The organism is Mesorhizobium sp. SP-1A (assembly GCF_032460275.1).
GTDB lineage: Bacteria > Pseudomonadota > Alphaproteobacteria > Rhizobiales > Rhizobiaceae > Mesorhizobium.
On sequence record NZ_JAVXZD010000002.1, the window covers coordinates 141,457 to 158,519 of the forward strand.

At 49.6% G+C, this 17,063-nt stretch carries 23 protein-coding genes and 1 pseudogene; 9 read left to right on the plus strand and 15 right to left on the minus strand.

Going from position 1 to position 17,063, the window contains the following annotated elements:
* The 4 genes from QU595_RS09190 to QU595_RS09205 form a co-directional block, all read right to left on the minus strand.
* Entirely contained in the window at window positions 1-384 is a 384-nt protein-coding gene (locus tag QU595_RS09190; protein ID WP_315921104.1) for a hypothetical protein, read from the minus strand.
* A 22-nt stretch (window positions 385-406) separates the two neighbouring features.
* Complete coding sequence (locus tag QU595_RS09195; RefSeq protein ID WP_315921106.1) at window positions 407-550, minus strand: hypothetical protein; 144 nt, start codon at window positions 548-550, stop codon at window positions 407-409.
* A 42-nt stretch (window positions 551-592) separates the two neighbouring features.
* Window positions 593-970, minus strand: a complete 378-nt coding sequence (locus QU595_RS09200; RefSeq protein ID WP_315921108.1) for a hypothetical protein — start codon at window positions 968-970, stop codon at window positions 593-595.
* A 101-nt stretch (window positions 971-1,071) separates the two neighbouring features.
* Window positions 1,072-1,578 carry a hypothetical protein gene (locus QU595_RS09205; protein WP_315921110.1) on the minus strand — a complete coding sequence of 169 codons (507 nt, stop codon included), beginning with the start codon at window positions 1,576-1,578 and terminating at the stop codon, window positions 1,072-1,074.
* A gap of 150 nt (window positions 1,579-1,728) precedes the next feature.
* On the opposite strand from QU595_RS09205, the gene QU595_RS09210 reads away from it, so the two are divergent.
* Entirely contained in the window at window positions 1,729-2,352 is a 624-nt protein-coding gene (locus tag QU595_RS09210) for a DUF922 domain-containing protein (protein WP_315921112.1), read from the plus strand.
* A gap of 24 nt (window positions 2,353-2,376) precedes the next feature.
* Here the strand turns inward: QU595_RS09210 and QU595_RS09215 are convergent, their stop codons facing one another.
* The 4 genes from QU595_RS09215 to QU595_RS09230 form a co-directional block, all read right to left on the minus strand.
* Window positions 2,377-2,955 (minus strand): hypothetical protein, encoded by a 579-nt coding sequence (locus QU595_RS09215; RefSeq protein WP_315921114.1) that lies wholly within the window; start codon window positions 2,953-2,955, stop codon window positions 2,377-2,379.
* A gap of 20 nt (window positions 2,956-2,975) precedes the next feature.
* On the minus strand, window positions 2,976-3,623 hold the full coding sequence (locus tag QU595_RS09220; RefSeq protein ID WP_315921116.1) for a hypothetical protein: 648 nt from the start codon (window positions 3,621-3,623) through the stop codon (window positions 2,976-2,978).
* Window positions 3,624-3,768: 145 nt separating this feature from the next.
* Window positions 3,769-4,182: a hypothetical protein gene (locus tag QU595_RS09225; protein ID WP_315921118.1), complete on the minus strand. Its 414-nt coding sequence runs from the start codon at window positions 4,180-4,182 to the stop codon at window positions 3,769-3,771.
* Window positions 4,183-4,248: 66 nt separating this feature from the next.
* On the minus strand, window positions 4,249-4,782 hold the full coding sequence (locus QU595_RS09230) for a hypothetical protein (RefSeq protein WP_315921120.1): 534 nt from the start codon (window positions 4,780-4,782) through the stop codon (window positions 4,249-4,251).
* A 409-nt stretch (window positions 4,783-5,191) separates the two neighbouring features.
* On the opposite strand from QU595_RS09230, the gene QU595_RS09235 reads away from it, so the two are divergent.
* The 3 genes from QU595_RS09235 (at window position 5,192) to QU595_RS09245 (ending at window position 7,027) form a co-directional block, all read left to right on the plus strand.
* A complete protein-coding gene (locus tag QU595_RS09235; protein WP_315921122.1) occupies window positions 5,192-5,908 on the plus strand; it encodes a hypothetical protein in 717 nt (238 codons plus the stop codon).
* A 13-nt stretch (window positions 5,909-5,921) separates the two neighbouring features.
* Window positions 5,922-6,410, plus strand: a complete 489-nt coding sequence (locus QU595_RS09240; protein WP_315921124.1) for a hypothetical protein — start codon at window positions 5,922-5,924, stop codon at window positions 6,408-6,410.
* Window positions 6,411-6,502: 92 nt separating this feature from the next.
* Entirely contained in the window at window positions 6,503-7,027 is a 525-nt protein-coding gene (locus QU595_RS09245; RefSeq protein WP_315921126.1) for a GNAT family N-acetyltransferase, read from the plus strand.
* On the opposite strand, the gene QU595_RS09250 is transcribed toward QU595_RS09245, so the two are convergent.
* The 5 genes from QU595_RS09250 to QU595_RS09270 form a co-directional block, all read right to left on the minus strand.
* Entirely contained in the window at window positions 7,019-7,447 is a 429-nt protein-coding gene (locus tag QU595_RS09250) for a hypothetical protein (protein ID WP_315921128.1), read from the minus strand. The two genes, QU595_RS09245 and QU595_RS09250, sit on opposite strands and share 9 nt — an antisense overlap.
* A 70-nt stretch (window positions 7,448-7,517) precedes the next feature.
* On the minus strand, window positions 7,518-8,309 hold the full coding sequence (locus tag QU595_RS09255) for an ABC-three component system middle component 2 (RefSeq protein WP_315921130.1): 792 nt from the start codon (window positions 8,307-8,309) through the stop codon (window positions 7,518-7,520).
* A complete protein-coding gene (locus tag QU595_RS09260) occupies window positions 8,306-8,638 on the minus strand; it encodes a hypothetical protein (RefSeq protein ID WP_315921131.1) in 333 nt (110 codons plus the stop codon). Before QU595_RS09260 ends, QU595_RS09255 begins: the two co-directional genes overlap by 4 nt.
* Window positions 8,631-9,065 (minus strand): hypothetical protein, encoded by a 435-nt coding sequence (locus QU595_RS09265; protein WP_315921133.1) that lies wholly within the window; start codon window positions 9,063-9,065, stop codon window positions 8,631-8,633. The genes QU595_RS09260 and QU595_RS09265 overlap by 8 nt, the downstream gene beginning before the upstream one ends.
* Window positions 9,066-9,250: 185 nt before the next feature.
* Complete coding sequence (locus QU595_RS09270) at window positions 9,251-9,970, minus strand: hypothetical protein (RefSeq protein ID WP_315921135.1); 720 nt, start codon at window positions 9,968-9,970, stop codon at window positions 9,251-9,253.
* Between the two features lie 267 nt (window positions 9,971-10,237).
* Between QU595_RS09270 and QU595_RS09275 the strand changes: the two genes are divergently transcribed.
* Complete coding sequence (locus QU595_RS09275) at window positions 10,238-11,812, plus strand: hypothetical protein (RefSeq protein WP_315921137.1); 1,575 nt, start codon at window positions 10,238-10,240, stop codon at window positions 11,810-11,812.
* Between the two features lie 99 nt (window positions 11,813-11,911).
* Entirely contained in the window at window positions 11,912-12,679 is a 768-nt protein-coding gene (locus QU595_RS09280) for a hypothetical protein (RefSeq protein ID WP_315921139.1), read from the plus strand.
* Window positions 12,680-13,033: 354 nt separating this feature from the next.
* Here the strand turns inward: QU595_RS09280 and QU595_RS09285 are convergent.
* Window positions 13,034-13,802, minus strand: a pseudogene (locus QU595_RS09285) (L,D-transpeptidase family protein); the annotation flags it as partial.
* A gap of 215 nt (window positions 13,803-14,017) precedes the next feature.
* Here QU595_RS09285 and QU595_RS09290 point away from each other — a divergent pair.
* From QU595_RS09290 to QU595_RS09300, 3 genes are read left to right on the plus strand one after another with little or no spacing between them, the layout of a single operon-like run.
* Window positions 14,018-14,539, plus strand: coding sequence for a hypothetical protein (locus QU595_RS09290; protein ID WP_315921141.1), 522 nt, complete (start codon window positions 14,018-14,020; stop codon window positions 14,537-14,539).
* Window positions 14,540-14,576: 37 nt separating this feature from the next.
* On the plus strand, window positions 14,577-15,926 hold the full coding sequence (locus QU595_RS09295) for a hypothetical protein (protein ID WP_315921143.1): 1,350 nt from the start codon (window positions 14,577-14,579) through the stop codon (window positions 15,924-15,926).
* A 57-nt stretch (window positions 15,927-15,983) separates the two neighbouring features.
* Window positions 15,984-16,478: a hypothetical protein gene (locus QU595_RS09300; protein WP_315921145.1), complete on the plus strand. Its 495-nt coding sequence runs from the start codon at window positions 15,984-15,986 to the stop codon at window positions 16,476-16,478.
* Window positions 16,479-16,481: 3 nt separating this feature from the next.
* On the opposite strand, the gene QU595_RS09305 is transcribed toward QU595_RS09300, so the two are convergent.
* Window positions 16,482-17,039, minus strand: coding sequence for an FAD-dependent oxidoreductase (locus tag QU595_RS09305; RefSeq protein WP_315921146.1), 558 nt, complete (start codon window positions 17,037-17,039; stop codon window positions 16,482-16,484).
* Between the last annotated feature and the right edge of the window lie 24 nt (window positions 17,040-17,063).

Here is a 17,063-nt window from a genome sequence, read left to right on the forward strand (position 1 = left end):
TCAATCATTCTTTGCTCGTGGCTCCAGGAACTCCAGCAGGAGCATGGAAAGCGTGCCGCCAGTTGCCGAATAGTGCACTTGGTCGCCCTTCTTGATGAAGGTTGCCAGATTGGCCTTGGAGACGCTGTCGTAAACGCTGATCTTCTCAGGCTGCTGGTAGATCACAACGTTGCCTGCGGTCACGCATTTGACTTCATCAAATGGCCGCTCGCAGTTGTCGAAGGACTTCTTTTCCAGAGAGGCGAGCCTGTCATAGAGGCGCACGATTTGGGAGCTACGGCTCTCAGTGTCGTTCTTGATTTTGGTGGTCAGCCCACCAATGACCAGAAAGATCAGAGCGGCAACAACACCAAAAAATACGAGAGGCGAGCCTTCTCTTTCCATCATTCGATTCCTTTGATGTTTTTTACTCAACTGTGGACGGGATTTCGGCGTCCGTGGTGGCTACTTGAGCGCCGCCAAAATTCTCATACGCATCGATGGTCGCCAGCGACACGAGTATCGCAACAATCATTCCGAAAACTAAGAAGCCTGCAATTTTCCTCGCCATATCGCTGTTCCCCTTTATGTGCCAGTGTCTTCAGCGGAGTTTTTATTCTCTGAATGCGTTCTTGAATGCGTCGGTAGTCACTGATTTGAATACTGGAAAATTAAGGGTGTAAGTGCCGTCTTTAACAGTTCCTGACGCCACCATCTGACGAGAAGTCCCGTCGTAGAAATTGAGTGCACTATCGAGTTTTACGATCAGATATCCCTTGTTTGAATAGCACTTGGCTTCTTCAGGAAGAGGGATAGAGGATACATTTTCGCACAAAATTGGTTTTGCTGAACGGAATGCGTTGGCAGCATATGCCGCCTGATGTTTCTCAGTGAAGAATGCCGTCAGCAGCATGGTCCCAATAAGCGTTCCTACGCAGAGTACCAGGACAACTGGAATAAAGAATTTAGAGTCACAGAATTTTTGGAACATCCTTTAGTCCTTCAGGTGGAGGCTGAATTGTGTTTAAAGGAATGATCTAATGAAAATGCGGGCTGGTCAACAGAATTGCGAAAACTGATCCATTAACCGAATTACATGGACATGATCCGTTCATTGGCCATTTCTTCCAGTCCAAGAACCTCGATGGCCTCAATTGCTCGCGGATAGATTTCATCCAGAAATTTCTGATATCTCCAGCCATGGCTGTAGTCGAAGGTCGCATATAGCTCTGGATCGTAACTGGCACCGTCCCAATGGCCTTCTTCAAAGTGTCTGAGCGTTGTCAGAAAGCTTTCCACATCGGGAAAGCGCTCAAACCTCGGGTTGGAAAACTTCCTTTTAGTCGTGTCAAGGAAGTCCTCTTTGAGAGTGGCTTCATCTGAAAATCCGCCAGCATCGAGGAAACGGCCATCGGGTGAAATGACATAAGCATGGACAGGATGGGGCCAGAAGCCATTTTCAACTCCCCTATGGTCTAGATCGACAATTAAAGCCCCGATTTCCCAGCCGAGTGTACGGCTTAACGCGACCGCCATCGGATAGCATTGGCCGTGTTTGAATTCTGATATCAGACGTTCAGGATCGGGTGTGGTGGTCATTGGATTCTCCGTACTCGTTGTCATTTTGCCGAGATTTAAAGCAAGGAAAAAGGATGGAACCGGAGGCCGCGCCCGCCAAATTGCTAGGGAATAATGTTGACGAACCTTGAATTTTCCACATAGTTAATTATTAGAAAGGTGCGGTTTAATATGGAAAATTCAGGATTTAAAATTCTCGCTTCAGCTTTCGGTGCTGTTCTAGCGCTTTCTGCTGGCGCTTATGCGGCCCCTGCCCCCGATCTATCCAAGACGCCACGAAGTCAAGCGCAGCAGGCTTTCTGGGGGCGTTCGAGCTGTCTAAATACGGTGAACTTCAAATATGTGAAGCCTAGCCACAAGGTTGAGAACCACAAAAATATTCAGGGTTTCACAAAGAAGAAGCTTCGATCAAATCAAAAGCTTGGAGGCCAGACTCGCTTCTCAGGCTTGACCTGGACGATCAAGAATGTGCAACTCGGATGCGGTATGGGCATCGAAATTAGAGTCCAGCATCGTGCTCCTATCCGAGTCATCATGCCGGACAAGAAATCGATGCTCTCATGCAATTACAACGGCGTCTTGAAGCACGAGATGGAACACGTGGCCATCTACCGCGACACTCCACAGGAGTACGAGAAGAAGTTCAAAGCGATCCTGTCGACCTCGAATGCTGCGGCCGCCAGCAGGCAGCTAGGGCGTCTTGCGGGCGAGATCAGCGCTGAGATGAAGCGGCGGAACGAAAGGTTCCACGACAAGCACGGAGCTATCTACTATCTCAAGAAGGGATGCGGCTAGGCACTGACCAAGCCGCATTTGTCGTTATCGTTTGGTGACTTCGTACTCTATGTCTTCCAGCAGAGGAAAGTCAGTGTCCGCAGTTGGGGTGTAGGGACTTTCCATCGCTAAGGTTGGATCGGGGAGAAGCGCGGCAAGGACCGTATCAACGGCTTCCAGATTGCCTAGTTCGGCTTGCAGATCGTCTTCTAGTGCCTCTATGCGGCCAATGATCCTTTGCCGTTCGGTATAGAGGTCTTGAACGGCGTCGGTCTCAGTAGGCGCAGCGCTCGTTTTGTCGTGTACTTGGGCTTCTGGGAGAGGCTTTGGGCGACTTTTGTTCTCTGTCTTGGCCTTGGCGGGCTTCTTAGGGGCTTTTGGCTTCGGTTTGGCCTTAGCCGTGGTTTTGTCTTTGCGCTTCGGTTGAGCCGTCGCAGGTTTGGCTTGGACTGGTGTTTCTGCGCGGACGGCGACGGGCTTCGCCTCTTTGGTGGTCGATGCAGCTTGAGGCTGGCTGGCCTGTAGGCGCTTTTCGAGTTGTTCGGTGCGCTCGCGCCTTAACACGCGTCGAGCCTTGATTTGTTCCAAAATCGTTTTGGGCTTTTTGTTTCTTACGTAGCTCATGGAGGTCTCTTTCAGAATGCTCAGGCTCGAAGTGTCGACCTGCCTAAGGCGGTAATTTCCCAGAATACGATCTTGTTGCCTTTGGAGTTGGTATGTTCGGTCTTCGAAACCAGCTCGTGATTTTGAAGGCGATACAAGAGGCTGGAAACGCGGCTATTGACGATGTTCATGGGGGTACCGTTGCCAAGCTCAATGGGGTGGTTCTTTAATAGGCCTGCTGCAATGGTGTGAACCTTTGCTGGGCCTTTTAACTCACTCAGAGCAGTTAGCACCGCGATCCGTTTGTCGAAGCTGTTGAAATAGATATTCAGCTTCCCTCTTAAAGCCACGTGATCTTTGGCGGGTCTAAGAGGTATTTCTGAGCGCTCAACACCAGACTCTGGAGCCTTGGGTGGCTGAGTTGCCGGAGGTGTTTGAACGGAGGGAGATGCCTGAAGGGATGGAGGCGGCGGTAGCTGAACTCTAGGCCGCTTGATGGCCCCCTCGACAGAGGTCGGGTGAAATGGAAGCGCTATATGATCGGGGTCGTGGACTTTGAGCAACCTGTCAGTTGCCGCAATCTGGCCCTCGATCTCGATAACCTGGCGAATGAGTTCCTGACGTTTCAGGAGTAGGTTGTTGCGGATTTTCCGCAGGTTTGCAGTCAATGCTGCCTTAGGGTCTGCCATGCAAAGGCCTTACAACAACGTCTTAGTGGGCTGATACCAAACCTCATATACGACGCAAGGGTCAAATCATGAGATCGCATTCGATTTGATCGCTCTAGCGGTTAATGAAGCGTTGATAAAGACCAAAATTAGACGATAAGCGGAGTCATTCGGCTTTTTCGGCCAGAAACTTTTCCTTGAAATCCGAAACCGCTCCCTGATCTCCGAAATAGGAGGCGTCGATAGCGTTGCTTGTGTCCCTTCGCTTGAATTCGGCAACGAGAATGGGCGATCCAGCTCGATAGACGCGCCAAGAACCAATCTGCTTTTCTCGATAATAAACAAAACGGAAGTTCGCTTCATCGAAGCAATTTCCAAGTTCACTAATTTCTTCCGAAGGTTCGAGAGCGACACCAGAGCAGATTTTCAGATTTTTCGCACTGGAAATGCGATCATAAAGATCCGAATGGGTCGAATTTTCATAATTTCGAGCTGCAATAACATGAAAAGAGTACACGCCAACGCAAATTGAAGTGATAATTCCGAGCAATGCAGGTGCGATTTTACGACTGGTATCCATTTGGATCGGCTCCTTTGGGATTAAGTCGCAAAATATATCGGTTCTGTCAATAAAAACTATGTATATTCAAATTAGCATTGGAGTCACTTCAGCGAAGTCCTCGTATTCGCTGAAAAAGGTGTCGAGGTTTCTGAATTTGATTCCGGAATGCTTCTCGATCAGCTTCAGTTCGATCTTTACGTCGTTGAGCGATGAAGCTTCACATTCAATCAGTCGAGCCTTGTTCGATACGCTGGAGATGCTGGCCAGGAGCGCCATCGTAAGGGTCTGCTGCGCTCCTAGAACGTCGGTTCTTGTCAATCCTGCCTTGAATGGGATGAGCGCCTCGGCTGACCCAGGCGCGGGGGAGGATGCACCTACAGCAATATCGAGATCGCTGAACACCGCGCTGTCAGACCGAGAATAATATTTCGCGTTCTTTTTCTGGACGAACAGAAAGAACGCAAACTTTGAGAAGAGTGACACCTCGGACATGTCGCGCTTTCGTAAGGACATCGCCTGCAATCCAGGTCGGATATTGCGGTGATAGATTTCCTTAACTTCAGCCACCTCCTCCTTGGTTAGATCAGATGTCAATTTCCACGCGATTTCGTAACCCATCCGGAATCTCCTTTCTCTTAAAATATTTGTAACGCTCGGAAAATCAAACAATAAAATGTTGACGGCAGAAATATTTAATTATAGATATGGCTTATGTCTTAAAGATAGAGCATACAATATCCCGCCCGACGTCGACTATGGTGGGGGAAACCAATGCGAAATCTTTCGGAATAGAAGTGACGCTGCGCAACCTTGTATGGCATGCCGCGTTTTCTGACGTTCAATTCGTCGGACGTTTCCATGCAAAGTCCTGCATGAGCGCCTGGTAGGAGGGGTTCGATTCCCCGTTCGCTTCGAAAGGCAAGGCTCATGTCGTTAAGGCGGCATGGGCTTTTTTTTTATTCACTCGGCCGTTTGTCTGTTGCGACTTCTCCTGCGCATAATTTCTGTACTCAGGAGTGATTGGCAAATGAAGAACCTAGACGACGTCCTCCTAGGACGCACAGAACAGCATCTCGAAACAGTTTATGAGCGCAATTGGCTTCAGCACATACGCGATCTTTCGAGGTTGGAATTCCTGGGTCGGCAAAGTGAAGGCGACGAGTATGATCCGGCGCAGCAGAGTGCCAGATTGCTGATGATCGAAATCCAGAAGTGCTCCGAACAGTTCGAAAACGGCGATCTCTGTGTCGATCTCAATACAGAAATGAACCTCTGGATACGAGAAAACTCGACGAACGCGGCCGACTGGGCTGCAGTCGATGACGTTCAGGGTGCTTTTCGCTCTGAGGTGAAGAAGGTCATGCCTGCACTCGCTGTGCTTGGCGACGATGTCGACTTCTCGGTGCTGGCCAACGTCTATGGCAGGCTGGTGGGCCGTGTGCCTGCGAACAAGCGTGCTCGCTTCAATTCAGGCATTCTGGATGGCGATGAGCGTGCAGAGATCGGTCGTGGTAGCTGGCAGGATCGCATTGCGCAACGCCTTGGTCGCCCAGAGCGTCATCCTGTTTCAGAGGAGCTGGTGAATAAGACGGCCATCAGTGTCCTTGAGCAGTATACGGCGGGCATCATGAATGGGGACATCGAGGTTTCTCTCACTCGTGAAAGTGAATTGGAAAATGAGGGCAAGGTCAGGTTTGATCTGTCGATCAACGAAAATGCGGCTTTGTCGTCAATGAGATTGTAGGAAGGATATCCAGATGGAAAATGAAAACGGTAACCTCGTTCATGTGAGCGCCTGCGAAATCGAATTTTTTGACGAAGATCCAGACGGTGAGCCTGATCGTGCTGGTGACGGATATTACTTTCGAGTACCTGGCGACGACAGCTGGAGCGGCCCTTGGCATTCTGAGGAAGAGGCCGAAGAGGAGTTGAAAGAGCAACTCGAACTGAACGAAGAACGAGCAATTGAGCGGATATTTGCGGACGAAGGTTGGCTTGGCGTTATTGGCCAGAAGGATACGGTTTCATATCTGAATAAGATTGAAGATCGTTGGTTCTCAATCTCCATTGGCGAGAAAAACGTCGTTTTGTCCGAGCGGACGCGCAACCAAAGTTCTCCGATCCGAGCTGTGATTGAGGTTGAGCAGGACGACACAATTTACGGATTGCATCTGCAGGCTTTGAAGGAGTCTCTCGGAGTTCTCAAAGCAGCTCTTGAAATTGAGGTCCCCGCTCCGAGAATGTGAGAATCCTCATATAATTAGTTTGAGGCCTCGCTGGGTTTTTATTGGCGGGGCCATTTTATTTGGTCAGAATGCTCTTGTAACAAGGAGTTTTCATGTCCCAAATTCTGACTGGAACCGGAAACAATCGCAGTTTTCTGATGATCGACGATCTGCGTCCAGATGAATTGCGAGTCATGAATTTTATGCTGCCGATGTCGGGAGATTATCCGAACATTGAGCGCTGGTATCTCGATAAAGTCGTCCCCGGAATTAGAGCGGGCACGCGGCATTTCGTGAAGGTCGAGCGCCATGGCCAGCTGGTTGCTCTAGGTATCGCCAAGAACGAAGCGGACGAGAAGAAAATTTGCACTCTGCGCGTTGCTCCAGAGTATGTTGGCCGAGGAATGGGATTCCTCATCATGGATGACATGTTGCGCTGGCTCGACGAAGACCAGCCTCACGCCACTGTCGGCGCACACAAGCTCCCGCTCTTCCAGCGGATGTTCGACCACTACGGGTTCGACGTGACGTCGCAGAAGGCTGATCTCTATGTGCCTTCCAAGATTGAGGTCGGCTTTAACGGTGCGCAGCTCGTCGACCAGTATGGTCAGCCTCTGAAGGCCTCCAAGTCAGTTTAACGCTTGCTGATACCAGTTCGGCAGATAGGTGGCGTTGGACGAGTAGGCGATGGCAAGTTTGGGGTGATGTGCAACCCATGCTTTTAAAGACTGCCAGGCCTTGCTTTCAGTGAATGTGGGTGAGTCTTGCACGCCAGCAATAGAGATGCCGAACTCTCGGGCGAGCGCTATGCTTTCTTCCGGTGTCAATCCTTCGAGGCGGATTTTGGCTTGGCCCTTTGGGTTGAACAGGCCAAACATCGCTGGTTTCCCCAGCCGCATGTACTCTGGGATCACGTCAAGCTTCACGGTCGGGCCAAGCGGGATGTTGCCATGGGGGATGACGCCCTGTGATGCTGTCAGGATTGGGCCGACAGCACCAATGCTGGCCGTAAATTTCAGGCCGCCGATTTCGAATTCATGGAATTTGGTTCTGTCCATTAAAAAGCGCCTGTCACCGACAGGCGCAATCTACGACTTCGTCGCCATTGGTTCAACGTTGCGGCGTCAATTACTCTTCTTCTTCGTCGTCGATCCGGTCACCAAGGGTGGTAATGAGGTCGGTCAGATCGCGATACTGCGCTGGGATGCGAGACAATTCCTTCTTGGCTTCGGCTTCAACGTGGTCGAACATTTTCTTCGTTGGGAGAAGCTTGGAAGTGTCCTTGGTCCTGATGATGAAGTCGCTTTCGAATAGTTCTCGCTGGAATGCGATGCTTTCAATCAAGCCTTCCAGCCGAGGGTAGTCCAGAGAGTATTGTATCTGAAGGTAATTGAAGCGCTCCGACAGGGATTTTGGCAAGTCCACAGGAGCGGTTTTGAGTGCTCTGAGGCGATTATCCATGTGGTTTTCGATGTCTTCGCGATTGTTCGTGAACCTTTCCTCCAACCATTCGGCGGCATAGCAGATGCCTTTGAGGTATCCGTTTGATAGATCGTCAGCCGAAAGCGTCAGGTCTCTCTCCAGTTGGAAAAGGTCGTCATCGATACTACCTGAAATCACACCAGAGGCGGATAATAGCTCCAGTGCGTTTGTGATCATATCGATACGCACCGTGTAGGCCATCCCCCGATTGGGATTAGGATAATGCATGCTGACTGGCATTCCGACATCCCCGCCGTGCTGGACGAAGAAGTCCAGAAGAGTCAGGTCTCGGAAATTTAGATTATGACCTTTGAATACATTCAGGATGATCAACTGGCGCTGTATGACTTCGCACATGCCATTATAGGCATACCGGAAACCATCATTGATGCGTTCTTCGAGAGTTGGACTTTCGTTATCATGCAATGTTTGTGTCACTTGGCTTCCTTCGGTGCGTGAAACTGCTCGTAGACGGTCTCGCTGTTCTCTTTGCCAGGGAACCATACAATCACATCTGTGTCGGGATCATAGACATACGGGGATCGATGGTAGCTACCCCACCAAAGAAAAAACCAGTAACGCACCGCCGTTCGGTAAAGAGGTAAATCTTTTTTGAAGCCGCCATGAGGCAGATACCGAAGACGTCGGATGGTAAAAACCGCACACTGATATGCATCTTTGAATACGATTTTGACGCCCCATCCTAAAAGGATAGCTAGAAGTAGCCAGAATGCCACACCACTCCAGTAGAAGAACGAATTAAGCACGGCGCTCACCTCCTCTGGAGTGTTGGGAGATGAGATCGTCCAGTTTTCCGGTTTCTTTAGCCTCAGCCCAAAATGTGAGAGGGATAGCTGTGGCGACGGCCACGTGGTTCATTTTCTGAGTGGGTGTGAGTTCATCCCATTCGGCGGTACTGCCATTGAGAAGGCTCATCATAAAATTGATGCCGTGTAGGTTTAGCTTCGTGAGGGCGATAAGTGGGGCCATGTCTGGCCGCGCCAGAATATCCCGCCAAATCTGATCCTTTGGCGGCGGTGGCGTATATTCCTGGACCTTACCTTCGAAAGGCGCGAAGAAATTGTACTCCTTCCCATTGACGACGACGTCCATGTAGTCGTCGTCAAAATAGGTGATTTTTCCGACACCATATTTCGTATTCACCGTCTGGCCTTCAGAAAAATTCATTGCCATCTCGCTCTCCTGTTGATCACAACAATTATCGGCAATTGCAGAGATAATCAACAAAATTCCACGAAATGTTAGGCAATAATTAATGTTCTCGTAGGCCCAAACGAATTCGAACTTTTAGGGCGAAGGCGAGTAAAAGATGTGGCTCGCTGCTCCAGCAGGGATGGTTCTGCTGGCCTTAAGCCTGCTCAGATGTTCTCGCCGCCTTCATACCAAAGGAAAAAATCGTCAGCGAATTCATCTGGAATTTTATTGGAATAGATCGGTGCGACTAACGCGTACTGGTCGAAGACGCTTTTGAGACCAAGAAGGATGCCAGTCCTGACTTCGATTGATGTAAGTGGGCGTTGAATATTCTCCGTATTTGCCGCGTCTTCCATATGATCAATCCATAGCAAAGCGTCATGATCATCTGGCCCTAGCTTCCTGGATAGATCGTGCCATGTGTGTGTTTCACCAAGCTGTTCTTTAATCTCTTGGCGGGCTGCGCGAGACCATTGTCGCCACACGCCAAATCGCTTCCGGCAGTCGAACTCATGTAACGAGGCTTGAACCAAAATATTGAATAACTCAAATGTAAACGATGCAGGATCGTTGGATCGAGAGCAAAGATAGCTCTGCTGAATCAAAGATAAGAGGTGCTGGCGTCCGACCGTGGCTGATTCAACGGATGGAATCCTCCCTGTTTGGAACAACTCCTTGTTGATTTGCAAAGATCCTGCTTCGACGGCTTCTCGGTTCATCCAGCAAATCGGGTTAAGCTGTGTAACTTTTTCAGGATTCTTCAGACCACCGATCCTAATCGAAATTGGCGTCAGATGGCCCCATCGAAAATCAGCTGCCAAAGCTGCTTCTTCCCAAGATCGGAACCAATCGCAAATGTGCGAATTATTGCTCATTGAATTCATACATAGTCCTCTTTTCAAGCGTGCATAGAGGACGATTGTAAAATATACAATTAATATCTTGCGTGGAAATGAAAAAAGATGAAGCATATATGCAGGCCCTTTCCGTAGCCTTGGCATTCTCCACCTCGAAAGAGGCATGCTAAACCTCGGAGTTCTTGTCTACCAAATTAATCATCTGTGCAATCACTCTCAAACGTAAGCGACGGCACAGGAGATGGAGAAGTCCTGATTTTTGATGCTGCTCGCTGACAGACGAGAGGATTTGTCATGTCTGAACTTATTATTTCGCATTCCTTCGTAAGGAAGCTCGCGACCAATATTCGTGCCGAATACGGTAAGGATATTAAACACACCCAAGCCATCAATTTGATCGCCAAGAGTCTCGGCTGGAACGGTGACGCCTTGATGCATAAGCTTAAAAATAATCGTGACAAGGGGAGTGCTGAAATCCAGACTCCCGCAGCAGGTATATCGCAGGATTATTTAGTCGATGGGATTATGCGGCATTTTATGTCTCACTCGAATGATGAGGATGATAAGAAGATATGGTCCAATAAAGCCCGCCATCTTCTAAGTGCGTCTCTCCCTCTACTGGAGTGGGAATGTGGGAGAAATGGTGGTGAAATCACCTATATGGCGTTAAGGAGGTCTGTCTCTTTGGGCGCGATCTCAAGCTGGTTGAGCGATCCCGCGCTTCAAGAAAGTCCTAACCTGACCACACTCCGTTCATACCTGTTTTCTCTACCAGGTTTCGTTGAGGAAAGAGGACCGAAGCAGTCACAAACAACCATTGACCAACATAGATACTGCGCAATTGAGATCGCAAGAGCGCTCGATAAAATGGAAGCGCGTGGTTTTCCGCTGAAGCACGATGTGGTTTCGCCTGCAGCCAATTCATTGTCTTCAAACGACAAGTTTCAGAGTCTGAGTTTGCTTGATCATTTTCTGACGGCCGTCATTCGAGGCGATATGAAGTCGGCGAGAAGATATGAGCATATCATTGATCCAAACCATTCGTGGTGTTCGCTTGCTTTGGCATTTTTCCACCTCGAAACAGATGAAGTTAAGGCCAATAATTATCTGGAGAGCGCTTTCAAAGGAGACCTGGCGACCGTTGCGTATGTGGGGCAAATCGTTGGCCTGCCATTTAGTGCTCAAAGCGATGCCGCAGAATTGTTTAATCGGAGAAACGGTGGGATTGTGCCCGACCGCCCAGACCTATTGGCTTGGGCGGTCGGGCACGCATCAGAACTCGGATACATTTTCAATACAACTGACGGGCTACGAATCCGTGAAGCTCCAACGCTTTCTCATCGTAGATACAATAACGAGCTTGATAGGCTTAAAGCTTTTGTGTCGTTTGAATTTTGGGATTTTGTCACCTCAGAGGCATCATCAATAAAAGCGGATATCGATACACTGACGTTGGCGAAAGAGTTCTTTGTTCCATTCTTTCAGAAGTGCCTTGAAAATCAGTTAACTGTAAGGAATTCGGCGAGAGCTAGCCCGTCAGTTATCAAAGATAACCGCTACTCGGTTGATGACTTCGTGGAATTTTTGTCATTGGATAGTCTAATAATCAATTATTTCCGCAGCGGCGTTAACACGTGTTTTGACAATAGGACAAATGTATTCAGAAATTCGTGGTGGCTGCTGCTTCATGCAGATTTCAAAGTCCCTTTCCAGAAATACATTCTATCTCTGCCAAACATGAAAAATTTCTCGTTTGATAGGCCTGAAGGAGCTATTATTGAGGATGTCAGCCCTATGGCGCGTGATACGCAGCAATACATCCATGAGTTGGTTAAAAGCTGTGCCTTTAAAGTGTTCTATCAAGCGTAGTTTAGTTTTCTTTACAGGGGGCAGTCATTTTTTGGGGCTGCCCCCTGTCTTTATTCCGCCGATCAGGTTTTAATTCATCTGGGACATGGGGAGGCGATTATGATTAAGGATACCAAGTTAATTTTGTCAAGGGTGTTTGGCTGCTTTGGCTTTTGGCATTTTTTAGAATTATGTAGGAATATTGTCATATACTTTTCTATTCCCACCATTTTGTTATCCTGCTTGGGGGAATTCTACGACTTTACCCCTTATTGGCCGTTTAAATTTTCCTATTGGATTATCGTCACTTTGACCATGGCATATGCGGGGTTTTATGGCTGCAGATTGGTGATTTTAAATCAGAATAATAGCTCTATATTCAGCAAAGATTTTGTTTGGTTCATGTTTGCATTCTACTTGATATGGATCATTTCATTTGTTTTCATGCTTTTATTGTTCTTTATAGGAGCTTTTGGGATGTATTTTGTTTTTCGCGAGGAATGGACAACCAATCAAGAACTTTCATATGAATACGTAGGTATTATGTTCTCATGCATTCCCATTTTGTGTAAGAAGTTATTCTATATATTGCCGTATGGTGTTGCAAATGGAGGTCGGTATTTTAGATCGATAGTTCCGTGGTGGAGAATATTAAAAGGCGTTAATCTAGCGGCAATACTATCCCTACTTCTCATAATGTTTTTGGCTGGTGCTGTATTCGGAAATGGCTATAGCAGAGGTTTAATTGAAAACAATTTTTTTGATGGGTTGACAGGTCTCATTTATGTATTGCTGACAGGTGGTCCGATCTGGTTTCTGTTTTTTGGAGTTTATTCAACTATCGTTCAGATTCAGATAGAGCGGGATGTCCTCAAAAAAGATACTTAGCTTAAAAGCGTCTCGGCAAAGCTGTATTGACGGGAATCGGAGCCTGAACAGGCTGGGGTGCAAATGCCGGACGTGTTGCTCTTGTAGCCATTCGCTCAGACATCTGCTTCACGGGAGCCAAAGCGGCCGAGATTTGTTCCTGAGTGACTTCCGTCATGGCTGGCGGACGCGGTGTCACCTTCTCGCCCTTGGCGCGACGGCGGGACCAGTCTGCTACGATGGCAGCCTCTTCAATACCAGAGATCGAGGGCTTTAGCGCGCCTGGGGGTGTTTCCAGCTCTTTTAGGCTAGCAAATACCGCAGTCCGGACATCGACAGACGTGTAGGCATTGATGGTCTTCGTCTCGCTTTCACCTGGGCAGGTTGCAGTGGGCGAAAGAGGTGTGCCTTTCAGATTGAATGCATAGCGCTTCTCGCAGACGTCAACCTTTGGAGGTGTCTTGGTGGCTTCGAAGGCGTCGTAACCTTGCTTGAGCATGGTCCAGAATTTGATGTTCGGGTCGTTTCTGTAGCGCGCCATGTTGCGGTCGGTCATCCGGAACGGGAATGCCTGCAATTGGAAGCTCTTCTGACCGCCTCGGAAGGCGTCGCGGGCATAAGCGTAGATCTCTTCGATCTGCTGGTCGTTCATGGAGTAGCAGCCTGCTGACGAGCAAGCGCCGTGGACCATCAGGTACTGGCCATAGCGACCGTTGACGCGGTCATATGCATTCGGAAATCCGATGTTGAAGGCAAGATGGTATTGGGAATTTGGGTTCATCTGGCCAGGCGACACGGTGTAGAAGCCCTCCGGTGCCTGCCTGTCGCCTTCGGCGTATTTCGGGCCGAGCTTGCCGGACCACACGCAGATATCGTAGCTCGATGCCAGTTCATATTTCCCGCTGTCGACACGCTTCCAGACTTCGAGAACGCCCTCTTCCTTGAAGATGCGCATCATGATCGGAGCTTTCTTCGACATGTTTTTGGATTTCAAAACCTCCTCGACAGCCCGGGACTGCTCTGGCTCCGGTCTGGACGTGGGCACGGAATTCTGGGCCGTACACCCTGCGGCAGTCAAAAGCGTAATTAGCGCCACCCCTTTCAGGAAGCGTGAAACGCGAATAGAGGATTGAATTCGATTCATCAAAAAGTCCTGCCAGCGTACATTTTTACAAATTATTTTCTGTTAAATATGGATGCTCGTAAAGCGAATATATATGACTTCAGCGAGGTCGCTTTTTAAATGGCAAAAATATTGACGACGAACCTTATTTTGACTAATGAATAAGAATGAAAATTGTGGCTCGGGTGACAGATTGGTCGTATCCATGAGCATGTTATGAAACAGGGATCTCTCTTATGGATAACGAGAAATATTTCGACGCCGATGTTCAAAGGAGCATTCAAGAGAAGGCCAAGACATTCCGTTACTGGGTTCGAATGTTGAATTATTGCTATTGGGTGTCAATGGCCATTCTCCCTTGTATTTTGCTGCTGGTACCTTTTGGTTGGAACCTTATTCTATTTGCAATGTATGTGGCTCCATTCCTGGTGGTGGTATCAATTCTAGAGCGTCGTATTGCGTCGAGGCCCTATGTCGGAGCGGCAACCTATTTTAGATTGAACAAGGCATGGGAAAATGCTCGTGTGAATTACACTCTCAAAGATGGGCAGTATGGAGTTGGTGTTGTCGATGAAATTCGTTCAAATGGCGTAGACGCGATGCTTCTCGTTAAATCGGAAACCGATGGCGATCTGCTATTGTTTCCGACAGAAGTGTCGAAGGTCGAAAACCGATATGTTCGTTATATCCTGCCTGCTTGTTTTGCTGTGATGGCGGCCGTCGTGGTTGCCTTCATTGTGAAATCGCGCGTTAGCTAGGCTTGGCTGCGGTGCGCATTTTGATTATACCGAGCGGATGGCAAAGAATCCTCTCGACGCACTCTTGGATGTTTCCCCAGAAGGCATGACTCGTGCCCAACGCAGGAGCGCCAAAAAGCTCCTGCAAGACGAGATCAAGCGCCTTACCAATCTTACAAACGCAGACATGATGGGCGGCGCTGGCTATCCCATAGATCAGCAAGTACGCTCGTTGCTCAAAGCCTGCAACGAGGAGATGGTTCACGGCGCTAAGGTGCCGTTTGCTAATATATGGGATGTGTTTTCTGGGTTCGTAAAACGTGAACCAGGCCCAGTCGTCGATGTGCTGCGCATGAAGCCTGAAAAGGACCATGCATTCAGCGCCATGGATTTCTTCCATTTCGTCACCGAGGAAGGTCTGCAGGAACAGACGCTGCCGAGGCTGCGAGATCTGCCCGAGGGGGTGGTTCACAACTTTACAGCCATCGGCGATCTGAAGGAGGTCGCTTTCGAGCAGGAGGGAAGTGATCCTGTCGTGATGAGCGGGATTGCCATGGTCCGCTATGGCGACCACCTGCACTGGATCGTGCTTGGAGGGCCAGTAATGGACCTTGCCGCTACCACGGCCAAGCGTCGCGCTGAAATGGTTGCCAATGAAGCTCAAATCAGAGCGGCCAACCCTCGCGCTTCCGAGACACAGATTCAAGAGACGCTGAACCCCACTGCGGTGGCAATGCCAGGCGCGGATGATGTCTGGCTCTCGTTCACGATGGGGTTGTTCAATCTCAAGACTGCCAAGCACGAGATCAGGATCATCGCTCGCGATTGGGGCGTTACGATCTCCGTTTTTAGCGATCAGTTCGAGACTAGGTTCGCTGACGCCTATGACAGCAATCCTCAAGTCAAGCGGCTGGTCGACAAGTCCATGGCACAACTGGAGGCATCCAGCCTGTACTTCGACCTCGCTGAGACGGCATTCAGTCTCCCCGCCTACTTCGCCACAAAGGTGAGCCTGGTGACTGAGCGAGAGGTCAAAACCGCACTCAGCGACGATAACCCTAAGGCCAAGTACGCCCTCAAGGCTCCCCTCGATATGCGCATCCTGACAAGGCGGGTGTCCACACTCGACTTCAGCTACGCGGGGGAGAAGTTCGATCACGCCTACACTCCGCCGCGCTTCAGGGTCGAGGTGGATGGCTTTTGGAGGAGGTTGGCCCCCGAATCCAACGGGCGGGATGCCGAGGGTAATCTGGTTCGCGGCCGGACTTGGGTTCGCGGACACGCTCGTTGGAAAGACAAGCCGCCGAAGGTGGGTGTCGTCCACATTAAGACACCGATCCGACAGGCGCTGGAGCGAGCAGAGGCCCGTGCAGAGAAGACAGGTGGCGACGTCAGCATCCGCTACTGAGGTCGTTGTTGCTTTCAAGCGCAGCTTCGAAACTGGACTTCCAACAGGAGGAAGCCCATGTCACTCAGTCAGCAATACGAAGCCATCGTCGCCAACACGACTATCGTGCAGGACGAGGTAGGTTTGATTGGAACGATCTCAGTTGATGACTGGGAAAAGATCGCAGAACTCAAGGACAGCATCGAGTTCGGCGTCGACAGCTCGACCTACAAGGGGACGACTTTCCCGACGAAGGAAATGCACGATTGGGACGAATGGCACGTCGTGACAAACGACGACTTCGCCACAGCTCGCGTGATCTATCAGAAGGAAGGTGGCGGCTTTTTCGTTTCGATTCACTTCAAAAACGAGCCGTACTGGCAGAACTTCGACATTCATCAGGCCAAGGAAGAGCAGAGCTTCGCTGTTCTACGAATGTTGCCGTCTGAAGCCATTCAGCAGATCAAGACCGCAATGCTCAAAGACGAGGATTTGACGCAAGACGACTATTGCGATCACTGCGAGTGGATGGATCGCGCTTTCGAAGCACCAGTTGCGGGTTTGGTCCGCTGAAAATCAGGCTGCAAGAGGCCTCCAGTGCCGTTTCGCAAGCATTCGTGCAACGCCGTCACCTGTGCCGAGCGCGCAGGATAGCGTCCTGACGTAGTCTGCGGCCGCTTCTCCGATGACGAAGAGACCACAGTGTCCAGTCTCGTAAACCGATGAGGTGATTATCCGCCCATCAGAGTCAAACTCCAGCTCTTCGAGTTCAGAGAGATCGAGGGTGCCGTCTGCGCGGGGCGATCCAGTCGCGAGAATGACGTGCGTTGCATCGACGTTTCCGTTGTCGACTGTGACCTGGAAGCCTGTTCGAGGGATGATTTTGATCGCTCTCACCGAGCCTGTGACGGTCCTGATATTTTGGTTGCGAAATTCGATGATGTTCTCGCGAGCGATTTCGACCGTTGACCGATTTTGGTCACTAAGATTGGGAATTTGCGCATCGGGGCAATGTGGCAAAGGCCGAGATATAACGGTGACGTTTAGCCCCCATCGATGCAATGTCAGTGCGCACTGCGTCCCAGCTGGGCCGCCGCCGATTATCACAAATTTGCACTCACGATTTTCTAACATCTAAACACCTCTCATTTATAAGGG

Coding starts and splice junctions, on each gene's coding strand:
- QU595_RS09190 (WP_315921104.1), bottom strand. CDS start 384: ATGGAAAGAGAAGGCTCGCCTCTCGTATTTTTTGGTGTTGTTGCCGCT.
- QU595_RS09195 (WP_315921106.1), bottom strand. CDS start 550: ATGGCGAGGAAAATTGCAGGCTTCTTAGTTTTCGGAATGATTGTTGCG.
- QU595_RS09200 (WP_315921108.1), bottom strand. CDS start 970: ATGTTCCAAAAATTCTGTGACTCTAAATTCTTTATTCCAGTTGTCCTG.
- QU595_RS09205 (WP_315921110.1), bottom strand. CDS start 1,578: ATGACCACCACACCCGATCCTGAACGTCTGATATCAGAATTCAAACAC.
- QU595_RS09210 (WP_315921112.1), top strand. CDS start 1,729: ATGGAAAATTCAGGATTTAAAATTCTCGCTTCAGCTTTCGGTGCTGTT.
- QU595_RS09215 (WP_315921114.1), bottom strand. CDS start 2,955: ATGAGCTACGTAAGAAACAAAAAGCCCAAAACGATTTTGGAACAAATC.
- QU595_RS09220 (WP_315921116.1), bottom strand. CDS start 3,623: ATGGCAGACCCTAAGGCAGCATTGACTGCAAACCTGCGGAAAATCCGC.
- QU595_RS09225 (WP_315921118.1), bottom strand. CDS start 4,182: ATGGATACCAGTCGTAAAATCGCACCTGCATTGCTCGGAATTATCACT.
- QU595_RS09230 (WP_315921120.1), bottom strand. CDS start 4,782: ATGGGTTACGAAATCGCGTGGAAATTGACATCTGATCTAACCAAGGAG.
- QU595_RS09235 (WP_315921122.1), top strand. CDS start 5,192: ATGAAGAACCTAGACGACGTCCTCCTAGGACGCACAGAACAGCATCTC.
- QU595_RS09240 (WP_315921124.1), top strand. CDS start 5,922: ATGGAAAATGAAAACGGTAACCTCGTTCATGTGAGCGCCTGCGAAATC.
- QU595_RS09245 (WP_315921126.1), top strand. CDS start 6,503: ATGTCCCAAATTCTGACTGGAACCGGAAACAATCGCAGTTTTCTGATG.
- QU595_RS09250 (WP_315921128.1), bottom strand. CDS start 7,447: ATGGACAGAACCAAATTCCATGAATTCGAAATCGGCGGCCTGAAATTT.
- QU595_RS09265 (WP_315921133.1), bottom strand. CDS start 9,065: ATGGCAATGAATTTTTCTGAAGGCCAGACGGTGAATACGAAATATGGT.
- QU595_RS09270 (WP_315921135.1), bottom strand. CDS start 9,970: ATGAATTCAATGAGCAATAATTCGCACATTTGCGATTGGTTCCGATCT.
- QU595_RS09275 (WP_315921137.1), top strand. CDS start 10,238: ATGTCTGAACTTATTATTTCGCATTCCTTCGTAAGGAAGCTCGCGACC.
- QU595_RS09280 (WP_315921139.1), top strand. CDS start 11,912: ATGATTAAGGATACCAAGTTAATTTTGTCAAGGGTGTTTGGCTGCTTT.
- QU595_RS09290 (WP_315921141.1), top strand. CDS start 14,018: ATGGATAACGAGAAATATTTCGACGCCGATGTTCAAAGGAGCATTCAA.
- QU595_RS09295 (WP_315921143.1), top strand. CDS start 14,577: ATGGCAAAGAATCCTCTCGACGCACTCTTGGATGTTTCCCCAGAAGGC.
- QU595_RS09300 (WP_315921145.1), top strand. CDS start 15,984: ATGTCACTCAGTCAGCAATACGAAGCCATCGTCGCCAACACGACTATC.
- QU595_RS09305 (WP_315921146.1), bottom strand. CDS start 17,039: ATGTTAGAAAATCGTGAGTGCAAATTTGTGATAATCGGCGGCGGCCCA.